At 52.4% G+C, this 25,801-nt stretch carries 23 protein-coding genes and 2 pseudogenes; 12 read left to right on the top strand and 13 right to left on the bottom strand.

Annotated features, from left to right (window positions below; translation table 11 throughout):
* The first annotated feature begins 1 nt into the window (after position 1).
* Entirely contained in the window at positions 2–1,021 is a 1,020-nt protein-coding gene (locus R6H26_RS17335; protein WP_404784104.1) for a Gfo/Idh/MocA family protein, read from the top strand.
* Between the two features lie 92 nt (positions 1,022–1,113).
* On the opposite strand, the gene R6H26_RS17340 is transcribed toward R6H26_RS17335, so the two are convergent.
* Positions 1,114–1,725 (bottom strand): hypothetical protein, encoded by a 612-nt coding sequence (locus tag R6H26_RS17340; protein WP_404784105.1) that lies wholly within the window; start codon positions 1,723–1,725, stop codon positions 1,114–1,116.
* A gap of 188 nt (positions 1,726–1,913) precedes the next feature.
* Positions 1,914–2,951: a class I fructose-bisphosphate aldolase gene (locus tag R6H26_RS17345; RefSeq protein WP_404784107.1), complete on the bottom strand. Its 1,038-nt coding sequence runs from the start codon at positions 2,949–2,951 to the stop codon at positions 1,914–1,916.
* Positions 2,952–3,393: 442 nt separating this feature from the next.
* On the opposite strand from R6H26_RS17345, the pseudogene R6H26_RS17350 reads away from it, so the two are divergent.
* Positions 3,394–4,283: pseudogene (locus tag R6H26_RS17350) on the top strand (ISAzo13 family transposase).
* 41 nt (positions 4,284–4,324) lie between these two features.
* Here R6H26_RS17350 and R6H26_RS17355 read toward each other — a convergent pair.
* Positions 4,325–4,963 carry a histidine phosphatase family protein gene (locus tag R6H26_RS17355; RefSeq protein ID WP_404784108.1) on the bottom strand — a complete coding sequence of 213 codons (639 nt, stop codon included), beginning with the start codon at positions 4,961–4,963 and terminating at the stop codon, positions 4,325–4,327.
* A gap of 219 nt (positions 4,964–5,182) precedes the next feature.
* On the opposite strand from R6H26_RS17355, the gene R6H26_RS17360 reads away from it, so the two are divergent.
* A complete protein-coding gene (locus tag R6H26_RS17360) occupies positions 5,183–5,833 on the top strand; it encodes an NAD(P)H-dependent oxidoreductase (RefSeq protein WP_404784110.1) in 651 nt (216 codons plus the stop codon).
* Between the two features lie 150 nt (positions 5,834–5,983).
* Positions 5,984–7,594: a flavin monoamine oxidase family protein gene (locus R6H26_RS17365; RefSeq protein ID WP_404784112.1), complete on the top strand. Its 1,611-nt coding sequence runs from the start codon at positions 5,984–5,986 to the stop codon at positions 7,592–7,594.
* Between the two features lie 92 nt (positions 7,595–7,686).
* On the opposite strand, the gene R6H26_RS17370 is transcribed toward R6H26_RS17365, so the two are convergent.
* Positions 7,687–7,962 (bottom strand): hypothetical protein, encoded by a 276-nt coding sequence (locus R6H26_RS17370; RefSeq protein ID WP_404784114.1) that lies wholly within the window; start codon positions 7,960–7,962, stop codon positions 7,687–7,689.
* A 186-nt stretch (positions 7,963–8,148) separates the two neighbouring features.
* Between R6H26_RS17370 and R6H26_RS17375 the strand changes: the two genes are divergently transcribed.
* A complete protein-coding gene (locus R6H26_RS17375) occupies positions 8,149–8,310 on the top strand; it encodes a YqaE/Pmp3 family membrane protein (protein WP_404784116.1) in 162 nt (53 codons plus the stop codon).
* Between the two features lie 107 nt (positions 8,311–8,417).
* Here R6H26_RS17375 and R6H26_RS17380 read toward each other — a convergent pair whose 3' ends face one another.
* Positions 8,418–9,698, bottom strand: a complete 1,281-nt coding sequence (locus tag R6H26_RS17380; RefSeq protein ID WP_404784117.1) for an ABC transporter substrate-binding protein — start codon at positions 9,696–9,698, stop codon at positions 8,418–8,420.
* 255 nt (positions 9,699–9,953) lie between these two features.
* Here R6H26_RS17380 and R6H26_RS17385 point away from each other — a divergent pair, with 255 nt between their 5' ends.
* Positions 9,954–10,649, top strand: coding sequence for a rhomboid family intramembrane serine protease (locus tag R6H26_RS17385; RefSeq protein ID WP_404784119.1), 696 nt, complete (start codon positions 9,954–9,956; stop codon positions 10,647–10,649).
* 49 nt (positions 10,650–10,698) lie between these two features.
* Here the strand turns inward: R6H26_RS17385 and R6H26_RS17390 are convergent, their stop codons facing one another.
* Together R6H26_RS17390 and R6H26_RS17395 are read right to left on the bottom strand one after the other, a co-directional pair.
* Positions 10,699–12,057 carry a leucine-rich repeat-containing protein kinase family protein gene (locus R6H26_RS17390; protein WP_404784121.1) on the bottom strand — a complete coding sequence of 453 codons (1,359 nt, stop codon included), beginning with the start codon at positions 12,055–12,057 and terminating at the stop codon, positions 10,699–10,701.
* A 174-nt stretch (positions 12,058–12,231) separates the two neighbouring features.
* Positions 12,232–12,480, bottom strand: a pseudogene (locus tag R6H26_RS17395) (Mo-dependent nitrogenase C-terminal domain-containing protein); the annotation flags it as partial.
* Positions 12,481–12,703: 223 nt separating this feature from the next.
* On the opposite strand from R6H26_RS17395, the gene R6H26_RS17400 reads away from it, so the two are divergent.
* Positions 12,704–13,219, top strand: a complete 516-nt coding sequence (locus R6H26_RS17400) for a hypothetical protein (protein WP_404784123.1) — start codon at positions 12,704–12,706, stop codon at positions 13,217–13,219.
* A 57-nt stretch (positions 13,220–13,276) separates the two neighbouring features.
* On the opposite strand, the gene R6H26_RS17405 is transcribed toward R6H26_RS17400, so the two are convergent.
* Positions 13,277–13,639 carry a Lin0512 family protein gene (locus R6H26_RS17405; RefSeq protein WP_404784124.1) on the bottom strand — a complete coding sequence of 121 codons (363 nt, stop codon included), beginning with the start codon at positions 13,637–13,639 and terminating at the stop codon, positions 13,277–13,279.
* A 50-nt stretch (positions 13,640–13,689) separates the two neighbouring features.
* On the opposite strand from R6H26_RS17405, the gene R6H26_RS17410 reads away from it, so the two are divergent.
* Both R6H26_RS17410 and R6H26_RS17415 read left to right on the top strand, forming a co-directional pair.
* Positions 13,690–14,436, top strand: coding sequence for a creatininase family protein (locus R6H26_RS17410; RefSeq protein WP_404784125.1), 747 nt, complete (start codon positions 13,690–13,692; stop codon positions 14,434–14,436).
* A gap of 211 nt (positions 14,437–14,647) precedes the next feature.
* Complete coding sequence (locus R6H26_RS17415) at positions 14,648–15,538, top strand: hypothetical protein (protein WP_404784127.1); 891 nt, start codon at positions 14,648–14,650, stop codon at positions 15,536–15,538.
* A gap of 39 nt (positions 15,539–15,577) precedes the next feature.
* Here the strand turns inward: R6H26_RS17415 and R6H26_RS17420 are convergent, their stop codons facing one another.
* From R6H26_RS17420 to R6H26_RS17430, 3 genes are read right to left on the bottom strand one after another with little or no spacing between them, the layout of a single operon-like run.
* Positions 15,578–16,330: a helix-turn-helix domain-containing protein gene (locus tag R6H26_RS17420; RefSeq protein ID WP_404784128.1), complete on the bottom strand. Its 753-nt coding sequence runs from the start codon at positions 16,328–16,330 to the stop codon at positions 15,578–15,580.
* Positions 16,327–17,118 (bottom strand): pseudouridine synthase, encoded by a 792-nt coding sequence (locus R6H26_RS17425; RefSeq protein ID WP_404784130.1) that lies wholly within the window; start codon positions 17,116–17,118, stop codon positions 16,327–16,329. Before R6H26_RS17425 ends, R6H26_RS17420 begins: the two co-directional genes overlap by 4 nt.
* Positions 17,119–17,139: 21 nt before the next feature.
* Complete coding sequence (locus R6H26_RS17430) at positions 17,140–17,955, bottom strand: ABC transporter permease (protein ID WP_404784131.1); 816 nt, start codon at positions 17,953–17,955, stop codon at positions 17,140–17,142.
* Positions 17,956–18,124: 169 nt separating this feature from the next.
* On the opposite strand from R6H26_RS17430, the gene R6H26_RS17435 reads away from it, so the two are divergent.
* Positions 18,125–19,348, top strand: coding sequence for a DegT/DnrJ/EryC1/StrS family aminotransferase (locus R6H26_RS17435; protein WP_404784133.1), 1,224 nt, complete (start codon positions 18,125–18,127; stop codon positions 19,346–19,348).
* Positions 19,349–19,375: 27 nt separating this feature from the next.
* Here the strand turns inward: R6H26_RS17435 and R6H26_RS17440 are convergent, their stop codons facing one another.
* Entirely contained in the window at positions 19,376–21,898 is a 2,523-nt protein-coding gene (locus R6H26_RS17440) for a response regulator (protein ID WP_404784135.1), read from the bottom strand.
* Between the two features lie 187 nt (positions 21,899–22,085).
* Between R6H26_RS17440 and R6H26_RS17445 the strand changes: the two genes are divergently transcribed.
* Positions 22,086–23,303: a DUF790 family protein gene (locus R6H26_RS17445; protein WP_404784136.1), complete on the top strand. Its 1,218-nt coding sequence runs from the start codon at positions 22,086–22,088 to the stop codon at positions 23,301–23,303.
* A 272-nt stretch (positions 23,304–23,575) separates the two neighbouring features.
* Entirely contained in the window at positions 23,576–24,547 is a 972-nt protein-coding gene (locus R6H26_RS17450) for a 30S ribosomal protein S1 (protein WP_404784138.1), read from the top strand.
* A gap of 121 nt (positions 24,548–24,668) precedes the next feature.
* Here R6H26_RS17450 and R6H26_RS17455 read toward each other — a convergent pair whose 3' ends face one another.
* Complete coding sequence (locus R6H26_RS17455) at positions 24,669–25,718, bottom strand: plasmid pRiA4b ORF-3 family protein (RefSeq protein WP_404784140.1); 1,050 nt, start codon at positions 25,716–25,718, stop codon at positions 24,669–24,671.
* Between the last annotated feature and the right edge of the window lie 83 nt (positions 25,719–25,801).

Consider the following 25,801-nt stretch of genomic DNA (forward strand, 5'->3'; position numbering starts at 1 on the left):
AATGTCTGAAAAAACGATTAAATTTGGGCTGGTAGGAGCGGGCGGCATCGCGCAAGCCTACGTACAAGCCTTCGGGCAAAGCGAGGTGGCTGAATTAGCGGCGATCGCCGACGTTCGCGCTGAGGCGGCATCCGCGATGGCAGAGACGGCGGGGTGTCGATCGTTTCGGTCTCATCAGGAGATGATTGCCAATACCGAACTGGATGCGGTGGTGGTCTGTACGCCCCCTTCAACCCATCCCGATATCTGCATCGATTTGGTGCAGCAGGGCAAGCACGTTTTGTGCGAAAAGCCTTTCAGCATCACGATTCAGAGCGCGCTAGATATGAAAGCTGCCGCCCAAGAAATGGGCGTGTTGTTGACCATGGCTTCTAAATTTCGCTATGCCGAAGATGTGATTCGAGCGAAAAGTATTGTCGAATCCGGCATTTTGGGCGAAATTGTTTTGTTTGAGAATGCGTTTACCTCCCGCGTGGATATGTCCGACCGTTGGAATGCCGATCCTGCCATCAGCGGTGGCGGGGTGTTAATCGACAACGGCACGCACTCGGTCGATATCATGCGATATTTCTTAGGCCCGCTGTCAGAAATTCACGTCGTTGAAGGCAAGCGAACTCAGCACCTTGCAGTGGAAGATACGGTGCGGATTTTTGCCCAGAGCAAAACTGGAGTGATGGGCAATGTGGATTTGTCTTGGAGTATCAATAAGGAACTGGATTACTACCTGCGAATTTACGGGTCTGAGGGTACAATTTCTGTCGGTTGGAAGGAGTCTAAGTACCGTCAAAGTTCCAGTCAAGGTTGGGTGGTATTTGGGCGGGGGTACAACAAAGTCCAGTCGTTCCGCAGTCAAATCGAAAATTTCTCGAAAGCGATTCTGAAACAGGAACCGCTGCTGATTGCGGTAGAAGATGCGATCGCCTCGGTGGAAGCGATAGAAGCAGCCTACCGATCTCTCGATCGAGACCACTGGACTCCCATTTCCTCGTTTATGGCGGAGAGTGCGATGGCATTCGCCTAATTTCCAATAAGTGGTTGGGATAGGTCGTGGTTCGGCAAACCTTACCGAACCACCTTGGCACATTATTGAGGTATATTGCAGTCAATAATCCTCTAATCTTGTTTCGCTAATTTTCTAAAAACCTGCCAGAAAAATGTAATGGGCGAAACCGCGATCGTGCCAATTGCCAATAGCAGCCAAACGATCGAAAACAACCCAAATTGCAGCTTGCCTTTCATGCCAAACCTCACTAACGTCTCCATCCAGTACCGCTTGTTTAGGGCGGAAATTGCTGGCGGCCTAGATGCGACGGGAAGGCCAGCCTCTTTTAATTCTGGAGAATAGAGAGGATCGTCGGGCAAAAGATTGAGTTCGCTGGCGATCTCGCTGGCTTGCTGTATTGCTGAGAAGCTCTTTTGGACTTTGCCATTAAATGAATAGAGCGAAGCTAAAGCTTGCAACGTGCCGATCGCACCTCGTCGATCGCCTGCTTCTCGTTGCAGGACCAATGCTTTTTCGTAGCTGACTTGCGATTGTTTGTATTGCTTGAGGGAGAACAGCGCGCTGCCGCGCAGCGCCCAAGCTTCATGGGTATCTGAATTGATTTTAAGCGCTCGATCGAAGCTGATAACGGCTTGTTCGTATTGTTTCGCATCATTCTGCGCTTTTCCCGCTTGATAACAACTGTCGTAGCTATCAGGTGAAGAGAATGGTTGCTCGATCATGATCAACTTTTAACGAAAGCTCTCGGCCTAGTCGCACGGGTATGAGTAGCATCTTACTGCTTGCCATAATCTTGGGATAATAATTTTTCGAAAGCTGCTGTTCGGACCTGCTTGCTTTAGTCCTCCACCCTCGCTCGTACCGCGCTCCTGAAAAGCGTCCTAAACAAGGGGGCAACGACTACCCTCACTCAAGCATGACTGACCGCCGTTTCCCGTTCGGGGTTGTATTCTCCCAAGGCCGCAGCGCTATTCAACTGAACGCGATGTAAAAGTACCTTTTGGGCCGCAGCGACATTAGCCTCCTGTCCCATCCAGGTTTGCATTGCAGCTTGCTGAAGCGCGCGACCGTAGGAGAAGGTCAAAGTCCAAGGCAATTGACCCTTGAATTGCTGATTCATGGCGTTGAGGTGAGCCGTTGCCAGTTCGTCGCTCTGTCCGCCGGAGAGAAAAGCACAGCCGGGAACGGAAGCCGGAACCCGATCGCGCAGGCATTGCACCGTCGCCCGCGCCACTTCTTCTACGCTAGCCTGCTGGGGACAATCCACACCTGCAATGACCATGCTGGGTTTCAAAACGATTCGATCCAGGTGGATGCCGTATAGGTAAAGGCGATCGAATACGGCGTGCAGGACTTGGTGGTGCACCGCTAAGCTTCGAGCGATCGCGTGTCCTCCATCCATCAGCACTTCCGGTTCGACGATGGGAACCAACCCGCCTTCTTGGCAGAGGGCAGCATACCGCGCCAGGGCATCGGCATTGGCTTCAATGCAGTGCCGCGAGGGAATGGTATTGCCAATCGTAATGACGGCACGCCACTTCGCAAAGCGAGCGCCGAGGCCGTAATACTCGGCAATGCGATCGCGCAGTCCGTCCAGTCCCTCGGTCACGAGTTCGTCAGGGGCACCCGCTAGGGGTTTTGCGCCTGCGTCTAGCTTGATACCTGGGATAATTCCAGCCTCGGCCAGTACCGTCGGAAACGGCACGCCAGCTTCGGTCGATTGGCGGATGGTTTCATCAAACAAAATCGCGCCGCTGAGAAATTTGCCAATGCCCGGTGCCGTAAAGAGCATTTCGCGATAAGCGCGCCGCATTTCTACCGTTTGGGGGATGCCCAACTTCTGAAAACGTTTGTTAGCCGTTCCAAAACTTTCATCGGCGGCTAAAATACCTTTGCCTGGTGCGACCATTGCCTGAGCCGTTGCTTTCAGTTCTTCTGTAAACGTCATGACAGCGCCTTCCTAAAGAATGAATGGTTCGGAGAGCCCGATAACTTTACTAAGGATCGAGGATTAAATAACCTCCAGAATATAGGAAGCGTGATAGCTTGAAGATCCTTTCCTTATCTGTTTTTAGATGAATCCCTACCCCTTCGCTATTGAGCAGCAAATGCAACGGCTTTACAAGTCCTTAAATCAAAAGGATCGTCGTCGTTATGGGGCCATCGAAGCTGCGAAACTGGGATGGGGTGGAATATCGTACATTAGCGCTCTGTTTGGGTGTGATTATTACACGATTCGATTGGGGCTATCAGAGTTAGATGATTTAGTGGCCATGAATCAGGCGGGGATTCGGGCAAAAGGCGGGGGACGCAAATCAGCCTTTGAGACCGTCGAGGGACTGGATGAAGTCTTTATTGAGGGGCTAGAGGCGCACACCGCAGGGTCGCCGATGGATGAGGGGCAGAAATGGACAAATCTCAAGCGTCAAGAGATTGCTCAGTTGATCGAAGTTGACGGAAAAGCCATCAGCGTTACCCTCGTTGACCAATTGCTTAAAAAGCATCATTATCGCAAACGCAAAGCTCAGAAACGACTGTCTACAGGAGAAACCGCCCATCGTAACGAACAGTTTGAAAACATCAGGAATCTTAGAAAAACCTATCAAGACTCAGGTCATCCGGTTTTAAGCATGGACACTAAAAAAAAGAGTTGATTGGACTCCTGTATCGAGAGGGTCGTTTGTATACCCAACAAGAGATTCAGGTGCTTGACCATGATTGGCCATCCCTGGCAGAGGGGGTTGCCATTCCCCATGGACTATACGACTTAGACCTGAACATCGGCTATGTGCAGATTGGGGTCAGTCATGACACGGGAGAGTTTGCCTGTGACTCGATTCGCTACTGGTGGAATCATTACGGTTCCATGGAGTATCCGAAGGCCAGTTCTATTTTGATCCTCTGTGATGGAGGCGGGTCTAACAGTTCACGCCACTATCTGTTTAAGCAAGATTTACAGACATTGGTCAATGAATTGGGGATTGAGATTCGCATTGCCCACTATCCACCGTATACCTCAAAACACAATCCCATTGAGCATCGTCTGTTCCCTCATCTGACACGGGTGTGTGAAGGTGTCATTTTTGAGTCGGTGGAAACTGTTAAAGATTTGATGGGTAAAGCCAAGACGAAAACGGGTCTGAAGGTCTTGGCGACGGTATTAGATAAGGTGTATCAAACGGGGCGAAAAGTCACCCAGGCGTTTAAGGAATCAATGGAAATCGTTTTTGATGCTTACCTGCCAAAATGGAATTACACCGCCAAGCCTCAAAAAGCTTAATTCTGGAGGTTATTTAATCCACGATCCTAAGACATAGAGGGTTAGGTGCCCGGAAGTGCCAAAAGTCTGGCATTGAGATGCGCGCGATCGCCCAGTCGCTCTAACAGCGGACCGTGGGTTCCAAACCGCACGACGCTAACCGAACCGACGAGGGTATTGATGCGATCGCGGTATCGCCCCAGATCGATCCCCAGCAGCGCGCAAAGGATGATGCGAATGGTGGCCTTATGGGAGACAACCAACACGTTGCCCGCTTTATACATCTCCTCAATTTCGGCAATGACAAGGGAAGCCCGGCTGGCAAGCTGGACCGCCGTTTCGCCCCCCGTAGGCGGGTTCCAAGCAGGTTCGGCCAGCCAGCGCATGTAATCGTCAGCGTGTCGCTCTTTGACAAATGCTTCCGTTTGCCCTTCCCATTCACCATAGCGAATTTCTTTTAATCCCTCTCGCAACTGCATCTCCAATCCGATGGCCTGACAGAGGGGCGTTGCCGTGGCGATCGTGCGCTTCATGGGGCTGACGTAAACCGCATTCCAGTCAAGCGCGCGATATGCTTCTGCAAACGCTTTTGCCATTTGGACGCCATCGTCCGTCAACTCGGGGTCGAGATCGCCGCAGTAGCCTCCCGTTTTGCTGTAAACCGTTTCTCCGTGGCGGAGAAGATAAAGTGTGAGGCTCATGGACAAGCTTTCCTCGTTTTGGAATACTGCTATCGCTGAGGGCTGTTCTTCATGATAGCGGGCCTGACCTCAGGCTCAATGTCGTTTATCTGTCGAGAACGACGGGATCGAGCAGCTTAACGAGATCGCGATCGGGATCGAGTAACCGCGCTACAACTCAAATCGGATCGGTGTAGTAGGATTGGCATGATCCACCAAAGCGCAGTTATTCTTGAATTTATGAATCCAATCTCCCCTACAGACCTATTAGATGCTCTTACTTGGCGTTACGCCACCAAAAAATTCGACCCGACCAAGACGATCGCCTCCGAAACTTGGTCTGCTTTGGAAGAATCTCTCATTCTCACGCCTTCCTCCTACGGCTTGCAGCCCTGGAAGTTCTTGGTCGTCACCGATCCAGAGCTGAAACAGCAGCTCCAGCCCTTGTCCTGGAACCAAGCCCAGGTCGCAGACTGCTCCCACTACGTCGTCTTCACGATCAAGAAAAACCTCACTGCTGCCGATGTCGATCGATTCGTGGCGCGCACTGCCGAAGTGCGGGGGGTTCCGGTCGAATCTATCGCTGGCTATCGCGGCATGATGGTGAGCGATGTGGTGCACGGTGCCCGCAGTTTTAACGTCAACGAATGGGCGACCCGACAGACCTACATTGCCCTGGGCAACTTTATGACCAGCGCCGCGCTCTTAGGAATCGATACTTGCCCCATGGAAGGGATCGAGCCAGTGAAGTACGATAAGCTGCTGAACCTGTCTGAAGCAGGCTATGCCACGGTAGTAGCCTGTGCCGCTGGGTACCGCGCCGAAGACGATAAATATGCGGAACTGGCCAAGGTCAGGTTTGCAAAATCTGAGGTTGTCGAAGTCCGCTAAATCGCGGCTCTTGAGGGGCAGACCCGATCTCCCGTAATCCCTATCGCCGATAACGCGATGGGGATTATTTCGTTGAGAAATATTGAGTTGTCCTCTGCGGGGAGACCACATTGTATTAAATTCGAGGGTCAAACGCGATAGAGAACAAAAATGGCTCATACTCCGCTATTTCGGAAGTTGGTACGCGCCCTTCAAGAGGCTCGTCGCCTCAACCTACAAGCAGAAGGCAAACCGCTGCCCGTCCCAAAATCAAACCTGCGGTGGACCCGCCGCCGCTTCGTGCGATCGCTTACCTTAGCCAGCGCTTCTGCCCTCGCTAGCGGTTCGCTTACGCGGATGGGAGGAGCTTGGAGTAGAGAAAAGCAACCAGCGATCGCCATTATTGGAGCTGGGCTGGCTGGCTTAAATGCGGCCTATCGCCTCAAAAAAGCGGGTATCAAAGCCACCGTCTACGAAGCCAGTACTCGTCTAGGCGGGCGGGTTCGATCCGTCCGAGATGCCCTCGGACCCGGCCTGGTTTCAGATTTGGGCGGCACCTTCGTGAATACCGACCACGAAGACATGTTAGCGCTCGTCAAAGAATTTAATCTCAAGCTGTTCGATCGCAGTCAATACGCCAAGCAATTTTCCTTGCCAACCACCGCGTACTTTTTCAACGACAGACTGCAACCCGAAGCAGAAATAGCCGAGAAACTGCGCGCCCTTGCCAGCCAAATTGGCAACGATGCAGCCCTCCTCGATCGAGACTTCGAGAAATTTGCGCCTCAGTTCGACCGACTTTCCGTCGCGCAATATTTAGATCGACATGCCGATAAAATCCCCGAACCTTTGATTAGAAGGCTGATTGAAAATACCGTTCGCAGCGAATTTGGCGTCGAACCCAGCGAATGTTCCGCCCTTCAGTACGTCCAACTTTTGCCGACGGTTGAAGGACAAGCCGTCAATCTAGTCAGCGATAGCGATGAAGCCTTTACAGTAGAGGGCGGCAGCGGCAAGATTATTGAGGGGTTGGCCGCTGCCCTACCAGGGCAAATTCAGACAAAAATGCAGTTAACCGGACTTCAGGCCAAGCGCAGCGGATTTCGACTGACCTTTGCCAACCAATCTGCGATCGAGGCAGATTACGTCATTATTGCAATTCCCTTCTCCATTTTGCGAACGGTCGATTTGCAAGTCGCGCTACCGCCGACGCTCAAACGCTTCATTGCAGAAGGCAATTTGGGCCGCAATGACAAATTATTTGCAGGTTTCTCTCAAAAAGTTTGGGAACGCAGCGGCGGCTTTACGGATGCAATCTGGACAGATCTGGGATTTACAGAGGCTTGGGACGATACCCAACGCCAAACAGATCGCAAAGAGGGTGCGTTAAATTTCTACTTTGGCGGAAACGAAGTCAAAGCATTGGAAACGGGCAGCACTCGGGCCGCAGGCCGACAGTTTCTCGAGCGCTTTGAAGCAGCGCTCCCTGGGGCTCAATCCGCATCTACGGGAAAATTTCTACGGACCCAATGGAGTAGCAACCCCTTGAGTAAAGGCGCGTATGCCAACTTTAGACCGGGCCAGCTAACTGCTTTTCAGGAATTTTTCTACGTGGAATCTGACGAGCCTTCAGAGCGCCAGGATGTACGAGTGGGCAACCTAATCTTTGCAGGGGAGCACCTGAGCGATGAATTCTACGGATATATGAATGGCGCGGCTCAGACCGGACGCTTGGCCGCTCGAGCCGTCCTGGATCGGATCGCACACCGCAAAGGAAGGTGATTCGGCAAGCTATAAGGGTCTAGCACTTGTATCGCATTCCCAAAGACTCGCCACCGAGTTTAATGAGTAAATATAGATAAATGTGGCTAATATTACTGAATTCTCAAAGCAACGATGCCGATCAGTACGATTGCCCCCAGCGATCGCCGGAAGTAGTTTACGCCATCAAATAGTTCCATCCAGGCCCAAGCGAACAAGGCACCCAATGAAATAGCATCTAAAGCGGTATAGACATTGCCGCTTGTAAAAACGAATTCTTTGAGTAAGGTCGATCCTACCCCCACTAAAAGGGGTAGATTTGGAGGCTGAACGATAATAAAATTGCCTTCGCCATCTCGGAAAGTTTTATCGAACAAACTAGCTTGCATGACTTGATTACCGATTTACTTGTCAAGAGCATACTTTGCAAGACCTGCGCGGTTTTCATCCATTGGTCGTAATCCCCTCAACCGTTGAGGAAGATTTATCTCAACTGCAAAGTAAGTGGATCGCGGCTTTAGAACGGACTGTCTGGGATTGTGAGAAAATAGAGTTATAAATTAATTGATATCTTCATGACTATCATTCGCGTGCTGGTTGCCATTTTCTTGCCGCCCCTTGCAGTTTTTCTAACGGTTGGGATCGGACTGCCTTTTTGGATAAATCTTGCCCTTACTTTTCTGGGCTACATTCCGGGAATCGTTCACGCCATTTGGGTGATTGCCAAACGCAGCTAGGTCGCCTCCCAACCATCAGTCTCTCTTTCCTGCGATCGCCCCCCGCTTCGATCTCATTCCAGTGGCCGCGCTAAGTTTTTTAAAACCTCTACAAGCGCTGCGACCGTTTATTTCGCAGCCGAAACTTTATCTGTCACTTCGATCTTGCCATCGCTGCCGACCTTCCAAACATCGTAAGTTCCAGACACATCCCCATTCTCGTCAATGTCTACATTGCCGCTGGCACCTTGATAGTTAATCTTTTTGCCAGCTTTGAGTAGCGCAAGACCTTGGCAAACGTCTGTAACTTCCTCTCCAGGACCGCCGGACACGTTTCGAAGTTCCTTAGAGATTGCTTCACCTGTATTTGACTTGGCAGCCTGTGCTGCTAAGATCAACAGCGCGCCTGCATCCCAAGTTTGCGGAACGTAGGCCCCTGGCAAAGTATTATTCTTCGTCTTCCATAGCTGAGTTAGGGCGTTCAGCGCTTTCCCATCTGCACCAGGGGCCGTACCAATAGCACCCTCGATGATGAATCTGCCCGCTGTCGTCTTCCCCACCTGCCGCGCGAAATCATCGGACTTTACTCCGTCCGCAAGCAAAAGCTGTACGTTTTGGGTTAGCCCCATTTCATAGGCTGCTTTGAGAAACAAACTGCCCGATTCGGCGTAGAGCACGGCTGCCACGCCATCGGGCTTTCCCTTAAACGTCGCTGCGGCCTCGGTATTGAAGGAGACCGTTCTAGGATCGTAGCGAGTCGGCTTTTGCTCGTTGACGACAATGCCCCCAAGTTGCTTGAACGTGGCGACAAATGCTTTCTCAAACTCTACGCCATAGTCATTATTAATCGCCACGGTAGATACGCGCTTGAGCCCTTTATCGCGAGCCAGCTTTGCTAGGGCGCGGGCCTGATAGGTGTCGGATGGGGCAGTTCTGGCCCAAAATCCTTTGAAGTCTCCTTTTTTAGCCCGCTCGGTAAAGATCGAGCTGGTACTTGCGGGAGATACCATCATAATTTTATTGCGAACGGCAATATCCACCGCTGCCTGGGAAACGCTGCTGGCAAACCCGCCTACGACTGCTGAAACGCGATCGACCTCTGCCAGCTTGGTCATGGCAGCATTTCCTTTGTTCGGATCGGTTTCGTCATCGGCAGACACGAGTTCGACGGGTTTGCCGTTCGCGCCGCCGCATCGATTGACGCGATCGACCAGCAGCGGTAGGGTTGGCGCAATGAGTTGCCCCATGGGCGCTAGGTCCCCCGTAACGGGAAACAACGTCCCTATCTTCAACCCTTCATCTGAGGAACTGTTCGGATCGGACCGACCGCAGGCCCCCAGAAGCGCGATTCCAGCTAAAGCAACAGCTTTTTGGAAATCGAGGATGAATTTGGATTTTTGATGAGTCATAACAACCGGGAGAGGAACTGTTTGAGTACATTTATACATTCAATCGCGTTCTGAGAATCCTAAATGGATGCTTGCATCGATCGAGCGCGAGACGATGCTTTACTCGGGGTATAGCGGGCATTTTGACTGTTGCCTTAAAATAGAGCTGTACCCACGGTGGCACCGCCTTCGCGCGGCTGTCATTGGCTGCTACAGAAGTAGAACTAATCTCACCATCGCGACCTCAAGCGCCATTTGTCATTCAAGGACTTACTCATGTCCAAAGACCCTTCCGTAGAAGCAAAACTCAAGAAGATGATGGCGCAGCTCGATCGTGAAAGCCATCCATTAAGATCTCAAACGAAAGAAACTCTCCCTCGCTCTCAGCCCAAAACCAGACAAGGACTTAAGTTTGGTTCTACCCATTGGAAGAGCAGATTTTTTATCCCCCTTGCCATTCTCTCGGTTCCCTGGACTCAGCACATTGTTAACACGCTATTTTTTGGGGGACGGTGGGACTTCCCAATCTATCCCAGATCTGTTGAAGGAATCCCAGGTATCTTCCTATCGGCGTTTTCTCATGGAAGTTGGGGGCACCTGATCGGCAACACTATTGCGTTTGCTATTTTTAGTTGGTTGATTCTCGCTAAAAATGCGAGGGACTTCTGGATTACTTTTGCGATCGGGTGGCTGGGCGGCGGTTTGGCTTGCTGGCTGCTCGGACCTCAAGCCGTTCATGGATTGAGTGGAGTTGTATACACCTTGTTCGGTTATTTGTTGGTCATTGGCTGGCTGGAGAAGCGATTTCTTCCGCTGGCGCTCTCAGTCTTTGTCGCGGTCAACTTCAGTTACGTTGCCTGGGGAGTATTCCCGACGGATGCAAGAGTGGCTTGGTGGGGACATCTGCTCGGATTTTTGCTGGGTGTCTTTTCTGCCTATGGCGTTTATCGCGAACCAAAACGATCCGGCTGAGGAATTCTTAGGACATATCTTCTCGACAGAGTTCTTTTCCTGCAATATCTCAGCTCTTCCCTTTAATAGGGTCCGCCTTTAGCTCAAAACGAGCCAAACGGTCGCAAATGTCTGCAAACAAAGGACGCTGAGAGGGAATCGGGTGGATACAATCTTGCTCGATGAGACGAAGCTGCTCGATAACCTGCGATTCGGCCATTAAATGCTCGTCGCAACGATCTAACAAGTCCTCTAACAAACAACCAAAGGCCCTGACCTCAAGTCGCTCCAGTGCCGCTCCAGTTGCGACATCGCTGCGCTCGTAAAAGGAAGCCGCGCCAAAATCGCCCAACAAACTATCTCCTTCATCGTTCGTCAGAATGTTATGGGCGTAAAGATCGCCATGCATAATTCCTTGGCGGTGTAAGTGGGCGGCGGCGGCAGCAATTCCCCGAGCGATGCGGAGGATAGAGGGTAAAGAAAACGAGGTTTCGGGTGCGTAGGTATCTCTCGTACAGGTGTCCAGGCTAGGCGGTCCGCCCAGATTGCTGTAGTCTGGCGGAATCAAGGACAGTACCAGCCCTGACTTGTTCTCAGGGTGATTCTCTACCTTGCCCAGTACGTTCGCTAGATTTGGGTGAGATCCTGCCGCAAGGCAAGCCTGCATTTCATCCGCAGGTAATCCGTCGCTCGTAACCCGACCTTTAAAAACCTTGATGGCAACTCTTTGCGTTTCGGTCGAGGTTACCTGCCACAATCCCTCAGAAATCACACCAGAGGCACCCTCTCCGAGGGTATTCTCAAGAGCCAAGTCCTGCCAATCAATAGTGGAAAGGGGCGATCGCCCCTCTACTTCGCGCGCCGCACAAAACGGGTTGCCCGCATACGCCAACCAAGACAAGCGTGGAAGTGCGAGCAACCACGGCGGCAGTTCTGTCAGGCAATTGGCGGAAAGCCGAATCAGCTCTAGATTCTGACAATTGGATATTGATTCGGGAAGCGACCTCAGACGGTTGCCAGCAAGCATGAACTTCTGCAAATGGGTGAAATTGCCGATCGACTGCGGCAGCCGTTCGAGCTCGTTCTGGGTCAGAATCAACCAGCTCAGGGTTGGAGGCAGGGCAGTTTCGCTAATGCACCGAATTCGATTGGACTTGAATCCAACGATCCTGAGTTTGGGACATCGGGCGAGAACCTCCGGGATCTCCTCAAACTCGTTGTTGATAAAGAAAACAGCCTTGAGGTTTTGCAACCGTTCGAAGTCGTCGGGTAAGGCCTTCAGACTGTTGTTCGACAAATCCAACACTTCCAACGATTCTGCCAGATCGAAAACCTCTGACGGGACTCGGGTTAACCCGCAGGCCAGCGAAAGTTTTTGGGTGCCCGTAAGCTGGCCCGCGCGCAGCAAGTCGAGCGTTTCTGTACTCAAAATAGCAAACCCCTTGCGAATTCAGTTTGGCCCCGTTCGATCGCGCGACTCTCAAGCTGAGATCGCTACCTCCACTTAAGATACTATGCAGATACCATTCAGTACCCCATCGTTCTTAAAACCGAGCAACGCACTGAATCCTGTTGCCAACCCCTTTAATTCGACGTCAGATCCTTAGCAGTACGGGCTGATATCTTCGCCGCAGTCATCCGCCAGATAGCAAAGCGCCCGAAACCGCAGTGCAACTAACTCCTCAAAGAACGGATTCAGCTTGCACAAAGGGGGAATATGGGCGATTTTGCGTCCGAAAAGTACGATATCTCGCTCGAACGGACATTGAGCGGGCACAAATCGGCAAATGCGGTGAGCGAGTTCCCTATCCCGAACGGAGAGCCGATCGATCCACCGACGAATGGGGCGCAGCGGCGCAAAATTATCGCAACCCTTTGGAGAGTGGATGGGTAAAACATGTTCCATAGAAGCAAGCCAAAAACAAGGCCCAAACGTTATCTACTGGGAAATGTAACAAGAAATTTACAAAACTGGCATGGGGGGAATAACCTATCGCTTGTAGAGATTTCCGCCGATCCGATCGAGAGCTTGTAGGCTAGAAAAGTCGATTCTTCGATTCGCCGCCATTTCAACTATGCAAAAGACTCATGCCTTCGCACTTCTAGCCCCCGTACCAGAGGAGCACCTCATTTCTGGATTGGAAGCGATCGCCGCCCAGTTAGACTCTGATGACTTACCAGCAGACCACGTCCCCAAAATTGCCTTTGGGAGCATGGCCTTTGAAGTGCTGGCGGAGGTCGAAAAACTGCGGGCTGGGAAATCTGTTGAGGTTTTAATTTATGCCTCTCACGCCAAAGGAGAGCAGCCTCTGAATCCAGAAGCGACTTGGCGGGGGCTGTACGTGGGGTGTGTGGGGTCGCGTCGAGGTCGTTATCCAGGAAAATCTATTTTCCGACCTCAAGCTACGGCAACCGACAAACTCAATTGGGCCGTGTTTTGGGAAGTGCAGGAGCTAGAACGGCTCAAAACATCAATACCCATTGGGAGTTTGACGGGGAAGGGAAAAAAGACGCCCTATCAATCTCGATTCATCCCGGAAGGTCCGGTTCAGATTGACTATCCCGCTTCTAAAGGAAAGCAAAATCCGTAAACAAAAAATCAAGTCTACTCTTCGAACGCATTCAGCTCGGGCATTAAGGCCATTGCTTCATACATCCACGTAGACCGTGACGGCAGCGATCGCCACGTACATGTCATCGTTTTTGTCATTCAATTCAGCAATGGCCCTGCCCTCCACCACCATGCCGCCCCGCTCTACTGTCAGGGTCTTTTCTCCAAAAGGCAGTACCGCCAACACCTCCGCCTCGCGCACGTCCTCCGGGAACGGCACCGCTACTTTTACTTCAATACTCATTTCGTTGGGGTGCTCTAGCCCCGCAACCTCCCAGATGCCGGGGAGGGCGTTATGGGCGATCGCGTCGCGCACCGCGCGGGCCGCCGCTACCGTAGGGTCTTGACCGTGTTGGTCCACCCCCATCCCCATCTCGATCGCAAAACGTTTGCGCGCCATTTCCCTATCCTTCACACTGTAAATTACACCGAGACTCGACGAGGCAATCCATGCAGCTCCACCTCTCCACCTGGCCTGAAGTTGAAGCCTACCTGCAAACCTCCCAAGGCATTATTCTACCGATCGGTTCTACAGAGCAACACGGCCCCACGGGCTTGATCGGCACGGATGCCATTTGTGCCGAGGCGATCGCCAAGGGGGTTGGCGAAGCCACTCAGGCTTTGGTAGGACCCACCATCAACGTGGGGATGGCGCTCCACCACGCGGCTTTCCCCGGCAGCATGAGCCTTCGTCCCAGTACTTTAATCCTGGTCGTTCGCGATTATCTCGTCAGCTTGAGCCGTGCTGGCTTCCGCAAGTTCTTTTTTATCAACGGCCACGGCGGCAATGTCGCCACCCTCAAAGCCGCGTTCTCGGAAGCCTATGCTACCCTGACCGATTTGCAGGTGCCAGAGGGCGATCGCGTTCAATGTACGGTTGCCAACTGGTATATGTGTTCTGAGGTATATCGCAAAGCCAAGGAACTCTATGGCGACAAAGAAGGTTCCCACGCCACTCCTAGCGAAGTGGCGGTGACGCAGTTTGTCTATCCTGAAGCCATCAAAACAGCTCCTTTGGATCCAGAGGTTGCCAAAGGCCATTCCATTTACGGTGCCGCTGATTTCCGCCGTCGCTACCCAGATGGACGCATGGGTTCTGACCCCTCCCTCGCTACGCCAGAACAGGGCAAAGCGTTGTACGACTTGGCTGTCAATAGCCTGACGCAAGACTACCTTCAGTTCGTCCAACAACCCTAACGGTCTGCCGATCTGGTGCGCGCTCATTGTTGAGGTCGCGCGCTGAGAGACCGTTAAGTTTTCGACGCATAAAGTTTTACAAAACAACATCTCGTGAAGGAAAGATCGTAAAAGTTGCATTTACCCCGAAGGCTTGCTATACCGGAGATATAGAGCGCACTGGCTCCCTTCACAGGCTTCCTTAGCGCTTAAATAAATTTGAGATTTCACCATGATGTCGTCCGGTGCTGCGATCGTTCAATGGGGACGTTGTCCTCAGTTTGTGTGTGGGGTTTTAGCTGCTTCCATCTTTTTGGCTGCAAATTTACCAGGACTGACTCAAGCTCAAGAGACCGCAAAATCTCTCAACGCTCAACTTTTCTTCCTGCAGGCTGCTCCTGCGGCGCAGCAGGTTTCCGTACCGCCCAGCCCTCTCCAGAGCGGTGCGGCGGTAAGCCGTAAAGATCCGCTGAACAGTGCCTATCCCATTCCTTGGGACTCGATCTGGGCGCACCAGCACCAAGCCAGCCAGGCTGGTCAAACGGTAACAAAGCGCTATCTAAGCGCGGCACTCCTCTCTCCAGACGGCCAAACAAAGGTCCATTCAGAGATTCAACTGCATCTCAACCCAGAGATGACCGACAGCTATATTTCGAGTCAGCTCGTCATTTCAGACCCGCGCGGAACCGTTTTGCAGAGCATTCCTTCAACCTTTCACCTCGGCGATGGCCCCGTGAAAGAAACCGCCGCCCGTCAAGATGGCACCCTCAGCATTTTAATGCCAGCCGCTTGGTCTAAAGACGGTCAACAGCTCTTGGCCCGACAATTTGAAGCAGTGTTTGGGTCGGATGTGTCTTCCGACTACGCCCTCGTTTGGAATCGGAGAAACCAGCAGGCGAGAATCGTCGCGCCGACACCGCTGAGCTACGATACCGCCGTTCTTCTGGGTTGGAGCCACAGCAATCCGGACCAAATTTTGTTTGAGACTTCTACGCTAGGGGAATCCAAAACCACCACCCTTGCAGTCAGCCACGACGGGACGACCATCGCCTCTCCCAGCGATCGCCCGCTTCCGATCGGACAGCGCGTGACATTCCCGACGCCCTCCCAAGCAAGGCGATAGACAGATCGCGCCCATCCATTGCCCATTGCGGGGATGGGCTTATCGGCTGCTGGGAGTAAGATTGACGTCTTTGACTTCGCCGGGCTTGCCCATCAGTTTTGCAGGCTGGCCGTTGACTCCAAGCATGACGCCACCCGCATTTCCAGCAGAGATCTGGATTGACTGCTTTGCGGTAATGGTCCTAGCCGTTCCGGTCTTGAGAACGCCTTCATAACTGGGCTTGCCATCTACGCTAATGTCAAGGTAGGAATCTGCCTTGAGGTTGAGCTGCGCCTGAACGGGGGCTGCTGGTTTCGGCTTGGCTGCGGCAACGACCTTTTTGGGGGCCGCCGCAACGGATGCTTTCGGTGAAGGACGGCTCGCGCCAACCGTTCCAGATGTCGAGTCTGCTGGCTTAAACAACGCGTACAGCAACGCCACGGCTCCAAGGACTGCCGCCAAGTAAAGGACGTAGAGATGCCAAGGCCGCAGCGCGGTGCTCCCCGCCCCTAACATTTTCGCGTTAGCACTGCCTACGTGCGCCTTACCCAGCGGAAACGACTCAGACAGAGAAACGCCATCCAGGCCCATCGCTTCCGCAAAACGACGAATGAAGCCACGCACGTAGAGCGGTTCGGGAAGCACTTCGAGGTTCCCCTTTTCGATCGCCTCTAGAAAACGATGCTGAATCATCGTTTTAGTGGCAATTTCTTCTAGGGACAGTCCTTTTTTGGTGCGATGGCTCCGCAAATGGGCACCAAGTTCCGTTAGCTTTTGAATCTGCTCTGGGTCGAAAACGGTAGGGCTGCTCATAGAATGGTTTCCTTTTGGCGTGCGGCGCGGGCCTCGATCTTGATAATAGGACGCAACGCATCAATTTCAGATAAAGTCAGAGATCGATATTGACCTGGGCTTAATATACATCCATAAGTATCCACTAGGGCAATAGGGCCAATGCGGGTGCGGTGGAGCTGCAAAACAGGATGCCCAAGGGCTTTTGCAACGAGCCGAATCTGGCGGTTGCGCCCCTCCTGTAAAATAACCTGAAGCTGCGTTGAGTTTTGCAATGCATTCGGCGGAGCGAGCACTTCAACTTCGGCGGGCAAGGTTAGCCGCCCCTCTAGGAGAATACCGCTGCGCCACCGATTGAGGGTGGCGGCAGTGGGGGTTCCGCGCACCGTTACTTCGTACGTTTTGGTAACGCGATGGCGGGGGTGGGTTAGGGCAAATGTGAGCGCTCCATCGTTGGTGAGCAAAAGCGCTCCTGTGGTTTGGGTGTCCAGCCGCCCCACGGGGTGCAGCCCCGCAGCCCGATCCTGCGGCGACAGCAGATCTAAGACCGTCGGTCGCCCCTGGGGGTCGGAACAGGTGCTCACAACGCCCAAAGGCTTATGGAGCAACAGGTAAACGGAGGATGGCCGAGGCGATCGCCCGATCGCTTTCTCCTCTACTTCGACGAAATCGACATCGGGGTCTGCCTTTTGACCCAACGCAGCAACGCAGCCATTCACCCGCACCTTGCCGTCTAAAATGAGTTGCTCGGCGTGGCGGCGAGACGCAATGCCCCGTTGCGCTAGTATTTTTTGCAGTCGTTCTTGCATATCGGATCCTAGCTGCCCCTGTTAAAGCGGCAGTACGAGCTGGGCAGCGGCATTAAAGCACTGTTTGGCTAACCCCTGCACCACCAAAACCGTCGTCAGCAGCGTTGAAAACGCCAGCATAAACATAATCAACATTTGGTAAGAAGCCGCATCCAGAGGATTGATGCCGCTCAGTAACTGTCCCGTCATAATGCCGGGGAGCGTCACCACTCCCACCACCATCATGGCGTTGAGGGTGGGAATCAGTCCAGTGCGGATGGCAGCTTTGCGGTAGGCGGCGATCGCCTGCTCTGGCGTTGCCCCCAGACAGAGGTGCGTTTCGATCTCGGCGCGGTGCGTTTGGACCATCTGCATCAGCCGTTCGCCGGCCAGCGCCGCTCCGTTCATCACGTTGCCCAGTACGATCCCGGCCAGCGGAATGAGGTATTGAGGGTCGAACCACATTGCGGGGCGAATCACCAGAACGGTGGTGTAGGTCAGCACGATCGCCAAACTCGTCGCCATCGAGCCGCCCAGCAGCCATAACTCATTGGGGATGCGTTTGCCGATGCGGTTGCGGGTTTCCATGGTGGCGATCGCCAACATTCCCGCAACGACCGCCAATACTGCCCCAGGATTTTTCCAGTCAAACACAAACCACAGCAGATAACCGACGACAACGAGCTGAACGGTCGTCCGGGCCGTTGCCACCATCAGCTCTCGTTCCAAGCCGAGTCGCTGCCACCTCGAGAGGGCTACGGCGATCGCCATCATGCCTACAGCTCCGAGGAAGTCAGCGGGCTGAAGCGGAATCAGGTCGATCGCAATCGCATAAAAATAAAGACTGGTTTGGAACATCTGAACCGATCGCGATACATTAAGGCTTGTGCTTTATATTTACTACAAATGAGGTTGCTTCCAAATCCTGCTGGCTTCAGGTCGTGGCGCAACTCCATCCCTCCCCAACGGGTATAAGGCTTGCATTGTACGAGGTTGCCCCCTTTTTGACTGTTAGGATAACGACTGAGTGAACACAATCCCCCCCCTCGATCTCGGGCGTCAGTATCGAGCGCTTCAAGACGATATCAATGCGGCCGTTCTAGCGGTGTTAGCTTCAGGTCAGTATATTGGCGGGCCGCAGGTTACCCAATTCGAGCAAGCCTTTGCGACCTACATCAATACCCCTTTTTGCATTAGCTGCAACTCCGGCACCGATGCGCTCTACTTGGCGCTGCGGGCCTTTGATATCGGCCCAGGGGATGAGGTCATCACCAGTCCGTTTACGTTTATTGCCACCGCAGAAGTCATCAGCATGGCAGGCGCCACGCCGATTTTTGTCGATATCATCCCCGAAACCTTCAACCTAGATCCCCAACAGGTCCAATCTGCCATTACCCCGCGCACGCGGGCAATTATGCCCGTCCACTTATTCGGACAGCCAGCGGACATGACGCAGTTGATGGCGATCGCCCAAGCCCACGCGCTGCCCGTGATCGAAGACTGCGCCCAAGCGACGGGGGCGGTATGGCCCGATGCGACCGGTCAGCCGCAAAAGGTCGGCAGCATCGGACACATCGGCTGCTTTAGCTTTTATCCCAGCAAAAATTTAGGCGGCTGCGGCGACGGCGGGGCGATTACGACCCGCAACAGCGATCTCGCCGAAAAAATGCGCGTTTTGCGCGACCATGGCCGCAGCAGCGGATACATCCACGAAGCCATCGGCACGAACAGTCGCTTGGATGCCGTGCAGGCTGCGATTTTATCCGTCAAGCTCCGCCACCTCGATCGCTGGAACCTGCAGCGAAAAGCTATCGCGGAACGCTACGGACAGCTCCTCGGCAACATTCCCGGCATTACCGTTCCCCCCGATCGGGGGGATAGCGTCTGGAACCAATACACTATCCGAGTCGCCCACGAAGGCGACCTGCAATACCTGCGCCGAAGCCGCGATCGCGCCCTTTTATCGGAAGCTGATTTTGTCCTGAGAGCCCGCGGCGTCGAACCGCCCGCACCCCGCCGCGATCGCGTGCGGGTCGCGCTGGCGGAGCAGGGCGTTCAGTCGATGGTTTACTATCCATTGCCGCTCCACCTTCAGCCCGTGTACGCGCATCTGGACTACGAGCTGGGCCAATTGCCGATCGCAGACAAAGCCGCCCTAGAAGTTTTGTCTTTGCCCATGTTTCCCGAGCTGACCCCACCCGAACAAGAACGCATTCGCAATAGCCTCAAAGAGGTGCTTCCCTATTGTTAATAAATGGGCTGTTAATCGTTCTCGAACTCAGACTTTTAGGTTGGCTTGCATGAGATGTAGAGCCTCTGTGGTTTTTTGTCGTTCTAGAGCCCTGGATAAAATATTTGCAACGATTTCAAGAAATTTAATCTCTTCTGGAGAGAATGATTTGTGCCGGGTTGAGTAAGCCCCTAATACGCCATAGGGTCCGTCGTCGGGCAAGTTGATAGGGACGATCGTACCGCTCTTAATGCCATGCGCTTGCAGCAAAGGGCGATCGGTATATGGATGTTCTGCGCTCAAATATTGTGCGATCGAAACGGGTTCGTTGGATGCAATCGCAAGTTCCGCCAAGGAACCGTGTTGGTCGATCGACGCGCGTCCGACGAGACCTTCGTTCCAACCTTCACCTGCTTTAAGCAATAAAGCATTTCCAACGGGAAGCAATTCCAAAATACCGCAAAGTTCGATGTCCATATTCTGAACGATAGATCTTGAAGCTTCCTGCTGTAACTCAACAAAATGCGTTCCATCCAGGGCTGACAGAGCGAGCTGGGCTACAGCAGATTCGCGATCCAGTTGAAAGGTTAGCTTTTTCTCGATGAGCGTAAAATTACGATCTCGTTCGGATTTAGACACAAAAGAACTACTTACTGCACCTTCACCCACTTTTTCTGAGGGGAGGTGAATTTGAGATTTCACCATCATCTGCTTGATAGTTCGAATGCGCTCTAAATAGTTGATAATTCTCACAATAAATTCTGGGCCAATAATAGGCTTGTTGATATAATCGATCGCTCCCAGATTGAATACTTGATTGACAATATCAGCATTGTTATGAACGGTCAGGAATAGTATGGGTAAGTCGTCCCAATTCGAGTTACTGCGAATTTGCTCGCACAGCTCGATACCGCTCATTTCTGGCATTTCAACGTCGAGCACTAATAAATCTGGAACGCTATGGGAGAGTGCTTCCAAACATTGGCGAGGATCGTTCAGAGTGATGACCTGAATCCCCCAGGGGCGAAGGAGAGAACTGAGTACTGTCAATAATGTAGAATCGTCGTCGACCACTACAATTTTCGCTCGAGTTCGATCGGCTTGTTTCCAGGTTTCAACTAAGGTGTCTAAAATCTCGGGAATGGGCTTTTCTTTCTCTAAAATCATCTGTCCGCTGAGGAAAGAAAATTCCGGGTGATTTTGAAAAAGCTCTCGATCGGCAAAGAGAACGATCGGAATGGGAGGAACTTGTTTGTTTAGCTCGGCCCAAAAGCTCAAAGTATCCTCGGAAGAATTAAAAGCTAGAGGGTCAAATAAAATGAGATGGGGCCGATTGAATAAAATTTTATTTCTTGCGTCGTCTAAAGTATGGGCGACTTGAGACGCAAAGCCAAAATTTTTCGATTGGACGAGTAGATCGCGAATAGAATTAGTTGGGGTATCGATAACGAGCAGAGAAAGGTGTTCTACGTCACCTTGAAAAGATGGCAAGCTTTGATGCTGTGGGGGTCGATCGATCTTCAGGCGTAAAGCGTCGATCAGCGCGCGAAGGTCCCCTCTGTTTTTTGAGTTTGCAACATCGTCTAAACGCAATTTTTCCTCAATATTACGGGCCAGTTCGGTGGCTTCAAAAAGACCAAAGGTACCCAATGTGCCCGCTAGGGTATGGGCTTCTTGCTGTGCCCTTTTGCAAAGTTCGCAATTGAGTTTTTGGTTCGAAAGGCTGGCCGCCGCCTCTTCCAATATTTCTATACGTTCTCTGACTCGATCTTTCGATCGATACCAAATACCATCTAGCAAACCTTGCGTTTCTCTTTGTCGATCTTCTCGGCGATCGAACGTATTTTTTTTCTGGCTGTCGTTATTTTGTTTGTGCTGCGGTTCCGCTGGCAGCAGTTCTATCGGCCTCAATCGGTAGCCGATGCCGTAGACTGTCTCGATTAAATCCTGGGGCGCTCCCGCTTTTTTTAATTTCTGTCTCAGCCCTTTAATGTGGGTGCGAATCGCTTCTTCTCCAGGCATTTCTTCAAATGCCCAGAGGTGCTCGAGAATCATGCCGCAACTGAAGACCCGCTTACCGTTACGCAGAAACAGTTCTAGTAATGCATATTCTTTTGGCGTTAATGGCAGCAGTTTGGAGCGATAGGTCACTTGACAGCGGCTCGGGTCGAGGGTCAAGTCGCCCCAATTTAAAACGGGCTGAGATCTGAGTTCGCTCCGTCGCAATAGGGCGCGAACCCTTGCAACCAATTCTTCTTCCTCGAACGGCTTAACCATATAGTCATCCGCTCCGGCATCCAAACCAATGGCCTTTTCATGACTGCTGTCGCGCCCGGTCAGCAGCATGATCGGAGTTTGCAGCCCTTTTTCCCGAATGCGTCGGCATAATGCGATCCCGTCCAATCGAGGAAGGGCCAGATCTAAGAGAATGAGGTCGTATTCAAAAGATTCGATTAAGTCCCAACCGACCTGGCCGTCGTTTGCAATTTCGACGGCATAGCGACAATCATTCAGCATGGCTGAGATTGCTTCCGAAGTCAGCCGATCGTCCTCAATGACAAGAATTTTCATAGCGCGGACAAACTCTAGATTCAACGGGAAACCAGGAAGTGCAATGGGAAGGCTATTTTGTCGGATCGATGCCTGCCTTCTAGTCTAACGGCATGGGAGAATGTAGCAGCGCGATCGGTGCTCTCAAAGAACGTCAGAAACCCGCTCGCGCCCTGCACGATGACAGCGTCAAATTCGGAACCCGACCATGTTGCCTAGCGATCTTTTGATGCATCGATTGAGCGGGGAAACGCTGATCCCCAAACGGTTGCCGCTGGAGACAGGGTACGGGGCGATCGCCGCCGAACTGATCGCGCTTTTTCGCGACGCCCAGGGCAGCACGCGAGGCGAGGTGAACCGCCAGCTCTTGGAACTGGAAGGTGAAGATACCGACTACCGAACCAAGCGCGGGTTAGCCCACCTGCTGGCTCAAAACTACAGCACCTTTGAAATTCGCAGTCCCCTAGATCCGCAATTGCTGCGCCAGCGCGCCTTCAGCCTAGCCGCCCGGTATGCCCCCACGCCACTACGGGCCGCTCAAACGCTCCAAACCCTAGCCCAACAGCTCACCCAAGAATTGGGCCATGAGGTTTTGCCCGCACAGCTTACCCGAGGGCTATATGCCGACCTCAACGAAAATCAAATCCTGACCCAGTTTGAAGAACCGACCCCTGAAGCGCTACTGCACCGCTATAACCTGTCCCAAGTACAGGGCGTGTTTTACCGTGCCAGCGATATTGTCATCAACGCCCATCGTAACGATCCGGGAGAATACAAGCTGTTATTTCGGTACCTGAAGCTCTTTGGCCTCATGACCTACATTGAGGGGGATACCGAACACGGATTTACCCTTACCATTGACGGACCCGCGAGCCTATTTCAAACCAGTACCCGCTACGGGCTGGCCCTAGCTAAGCTTTTGCCCGCACTGCTGCACGTGACCAAATGGAGTCTGACCGCAACCCTGAAAGTGGAGGATGCCTATACTGGCTCGACGAGTCTGAGGCGTTTTGCCCTCGATTCAGGCTGCGGATTGGTGAGTCATTACCCGCCGGGAAAAACCTTTGACAGTCTGATCGAGGCAGGTTTCGCAGAGCGCTGGGCCAAGACGAAGACAGACTGGCATCTAGAGCGGGAGGTAGACTTAATCCCGATTCCTGGGAGCGTGATGATTCCAGATTTTCGGCTGGTGCATCCCGACGGACGAACTGCACTGCTGGAAATTATTGGCTATTGGCGACCGGAGTACCTCAAGAAAAAATTTTCTCAGGTGCGTCAGGCTGGACGCAGCGACCTCATTTTAGCGATCTCAGAACGGCTCAACCTCGAAAAAGCAGGGGTTGACTTTAAAGATACGCCTGCTCCGCTAGTTTGGTTTAAGGACAAGCTGCTGCCAAAAGCCGTACTGAATCTTTTAGAAACATAAAGAAACGCGTCTGGAATCCTCGTGTCAACAACCTCAATCCAACGCGCGATCGGCCATCCATCTATGGGGATGACTGGTTAAAACCCATGCGAAGTCCTGTTCTAAAACGATCGTTGTAAGTTAGAATGCTAGATCTAGCACTAAATTTAGCTAGGGTGAATTCGGCTTTAATCCATTCGGCAGGCTTCATCAAGCACTCCCCCACGTTCGGTGTTCGTCTAACATCAGCAGGAGGTGTCAATTCTACGGAGGATATCTAGGAAATACTAAGCATGGTCAATCAGAAAACAGAAGCGCCAAACGTTGGCTTTACCCACGAAGATTTTGCAGCCTTACTCGATAAATACGACTATCACTTTAACCCTGGCGATACGGTGGCGGGGACGGTGTTCAGTATTGAGCCAAGAGGCGCTCTGATTGATATTGGTGCAAAGACCGCCGCTTATATTCCCATTCAGGAAATGTCGATCAACCGCATTGACAATCCTGAAGAGGTGTTGAATTCTAACGAAACTCGCGAGTTTTTCATTCTAGCGGATGAAAATGAAGACGGTCAGCTGACGCTCTCCATTCGTCGGATTGAGTACATGCGAGCTTGGGAGCGCGTCCGCCAGCTTCAAACGGAAGACGCAACGGTGCGTTCTGCAGTATTTGCCACCAATCGCGGCGGCGCGCTGGTGCGGATTGAGGGGCTGCGGGGCTTTATTCCTGGGTCTCACATCAGCACCCGCGCGGCGAAGGAAGAGTTAATCGGTGAAGAGCTGCCGCTCAAGTTTTTGGAGGTGGATGAGGAGCGCAACCGTCTCGTACTGAGCCACCGTCGAGCGCTGGTCGAGCGGAAGATGAACCGCTTAGAGGTAGGTGAAGTGGTGATCGGCGCGGTGCGCGGCATCAAACCCTACGGTGCGTTTATTGATATCGGCGGCGTGAGCGGTCTGCTGCACATTTCTGAAATTTCTCACGACCACATCGATACGCCCCACAGCGTCTTCAATGTGAACGATGAAGTCAAGGTCATGATTATCGATCTGGATGCAGAACGCGGACGCATTTCGCTTTCGACGAAGCAGCTCGAGCCGGAACCGGGGGATATGGTCAAAAACCCTCAGGTGGTTTACGACCAAGCTGAGGCAATGGCGGCAAAGTATCGCGAGCAAATGGCTTTAGCTCAACAAGCGGCTAGCGATGCAGCGGCTGCGAAGGAAGTGGCGGCTGCGGCAATCGACGAGGATGACGCTGAATAGGCGATCGCCTTTTGCAATTAATAAAAACGCCTTGGCTGGTTCGAGATAATGAAGAACGGCCAAGGCATTTTTGTTGGCAGCTTTCATGCTCTATTGCGTACCAAATAATGGCGATCGCCCATCAATCAAAATCGGCGTATTGAGGCGGGTTAGCCCCAACCCGCTTCGCAATCTTGGGGTATTTGCCGCTCGGGGCATCTTCCGTTATTGACAGCACGTCAATCTGATGCCACCAGTCATCGCCAAAGTCAAACCAATAACCAAAGGACTCATCTTCAGTCAAGCCGAGTTCGCCAAGCGTGGTAGTAGATACATCGCCCGCCAGCTCATCGTCGGGGTCTGAAAAAGCCTGTTTTAATCCATAGCGTCTAGCGTTGGAATCGTGGGGGCCGCGACCGCCCACTTGAAACTCGTACAGATGCTCCTCTTCTCGGCCAAATGCCTTAAAGAGAATTTTATGAAGATCCTCTAAAGTGTTGCTGGCTTTAATTTCAATGGTGCGCGAGATCGTTGGATTTTTTTTGGCAAATGCTTCCGTTATTGGCCCATCCAATATGAACGCCTCTAGGACTAGCAGAGCCTTCGGAGAGGTAGGAGCAGGGGCAGCCGCTTTTTTCTTAGGAATTGTTGCGATCGCGGGAGCCGCAGTCTTCGAGCGATCGTCTCCAGGGACGTACGGAATTAAGCCTTTTGCGTGGGCTATCTCTTGAAATTCTCTAGGCGCAGATCTGGCGTCTATAATGTACCCATTCACAGAAATCATCCAGGCCATCGGATTGTCGTCTAACTGACTGGGCAGACACCAATCGGGATCCATCTGATGCATTTTGAGCGTATCGCGCACCAGTTTTGACTTGGCTTGTCCCGTGCTGGCACTAACTCCAAAGCTCTCGTACAAATCCGTTGCTCTAATATGCGGATCTTGGGAAGCGTCAAACAGAAAATTGACCATCCCGATGGCGTGGGTGATGCCGCAAGCCCAAGTTTTTTCAGTCCCGCTGAGAAGCGGCGAGGGTCTTTTCCGACAAAGCGCTGCGGTTGCAAAACGGATAAACTCAGCATACTCAGCGTTTAGATGTTGCTGGGCAAATTTATCCGTAAGGGCAACAATGCGAGCGAACTTTTCTTGCATTGCCTTGGGGACATCTTCTGATTTCTTCGCGCGCGCCATCCTGATTCCCTCGAAGTAACGCTTTTTATCCGGGTAGTGCGAGTTTCATCCTCAAAACACGAGCGCGATCGCCCTCCATTTCA

Origin of the sequence: Altericista sp. CCNU0014 (assembly GCF_044923475.1) — a bacterium.
Classification (GTDB): Bacteria; Cyanobacteriota; Cyanobacteriia; order Thermosynechococcales; family Thermosynechococcaceae; genus JAAURS01.

Coding starts and splice junctions, on each gene's coding strand:
- R6H26_RS17415 (WP_404784127.1), top strand. CDS start 14,648: ATGATGTCGTCCGGTGCTGCGATCGTTCAATGGGGACGTTGTCCTCAG.
- R6H26_RS17340 (WP_404784105.1), bottom strand. CDS start 1,725: ATGATCGAGCAACCATTCTCTTCACCTGATAGCTACGACAGTTGTTAT.
- R6H26_RS17450 (WP_404784138.1), top strand. CDS start 23,576: ATGGTCAATCAGAAAACAGAAGCGCCAAACGTTGGCTTTACCCACGAA.
- R6H26_RS17425 (WP_404784130.1), bottom strand. CDS start 17,118: ATGCAAGAACGACTGCAAAAAATACTAGCGCAACGGGGCATTGCGTCT.
- R6H26_RS17430 (WP_404784131.1), bottom strand. CDS start 17,955: ATGTTCCAAACCAGTCTTTATTTTTATGCGATTGCGATCGACCTGATT.
- R6H26_RS17370 (WP_404784114.1), bottom strand. CDS start 7,962: ATGCAAGCTAGTTTGTTCGATAAAACTTTCCGAGATGGCGAAGGCAAT.
- R6H26_RS17410 (WP_404784125.1), top strand. CDS start 13,690: ATGCAGCTCCACCTCTCCACCTGGCCTGAAGTTGAAGCCTACCTGCAA.
- R6H26_RS17355 (WP_404784108.1), bottom strand. CDS start 4,963: ATGAGCCTCACACTTTATCTTCTCCGCCACGGAGAAACGGTTTACAGC.
- R6H26_RS17335 (WP_404784104.1), top strand. CDS start 2: ATGTCTGAAAAAACGATTAAATTTGGGCTGGTAGGAGCGGGCGGCATC.
- R6H26_RS17420 (WP_404784128.1), bottom strand. CDS start 16,330: ATGAGCAGCCCTACCGTTTTCGACCCAGAGCAGATTCAAAAGCTAACG.
- R6H26_RS17360 (WP_404784110.1), top strand. CDS start 5,183: ATGAATCCAATCTCCCCTACAGACCTATTAGATGCTCTTACTTGGCGT.
- R6H26_RS17380 (WP_404784117.1), bottom strand. CDS start 9,698: ATGACTCATCAAAAATCCAAATTCATCCTCGATTTCCAAAAAGCTGTT.
- R6H26_RS17365 (WP_404784112.1), top strand. CDS start 5,984: ATGGCTCATACTCCGCTATTTCGGAAGTTGGTACGCGCCCTTCAAGAG.
- R6H26_RS17445 (WP_404784136.1), top strand. CDS start 22,086: ATGTTGCCTAGCGATCTTTTGATGCATCGATTGAGCGGGGAAACGCTG.
- R6H26_RS17345 (WP_404784107.1), bottom strand. CDS start 2,951: ATGACGTTTACAGAAGAACTGAAAGCAACGGCTCAGGCAATGGTCGCA.
- R6H26_RS17375 (WP_404784116.1), top strand. CDS start 8,149: ATGACTATCATTCGCGTGCTGGTTGCCATTTTCTTGCCGCCCCTTGCA.
- R6H26_RS17440 (WP_404784135.1), bottom strand. CDS start 21,898: ATGAAAATTCTTGTCATTGAGGACGATCGGCTGACTTCGGAAGCAATC.
- R6H26_RS17385 (WP_404784119.1), top strand. CDS start 9,954: ATGTCCAAAGACCCTTCCGTAGAAGCAAAACTCAAGAAGATGATGGCG.
- R6H26_RS17405 (WP_404784124.1), bottom strand. CDS start 13,639: ATGGCGCGCAAACGTTTTGCGATCGAGATGGGGATGGGGGTGGACCAA.
- R6H26_RS17400 (WP_404784123.1), top strand. CDS start 12,704: ATGCAAAAGACTCATGCCTTCGCACTTCTAGCCCCCGTACCAGAGGAG.
- R6H26_RS17455 (WP_404784140.1), bottom strand. CDS start 25,718: ATGGCGCGCGCGAAGAAATCAGAAGATGTCCCCAAGGCAATGCAAGAA.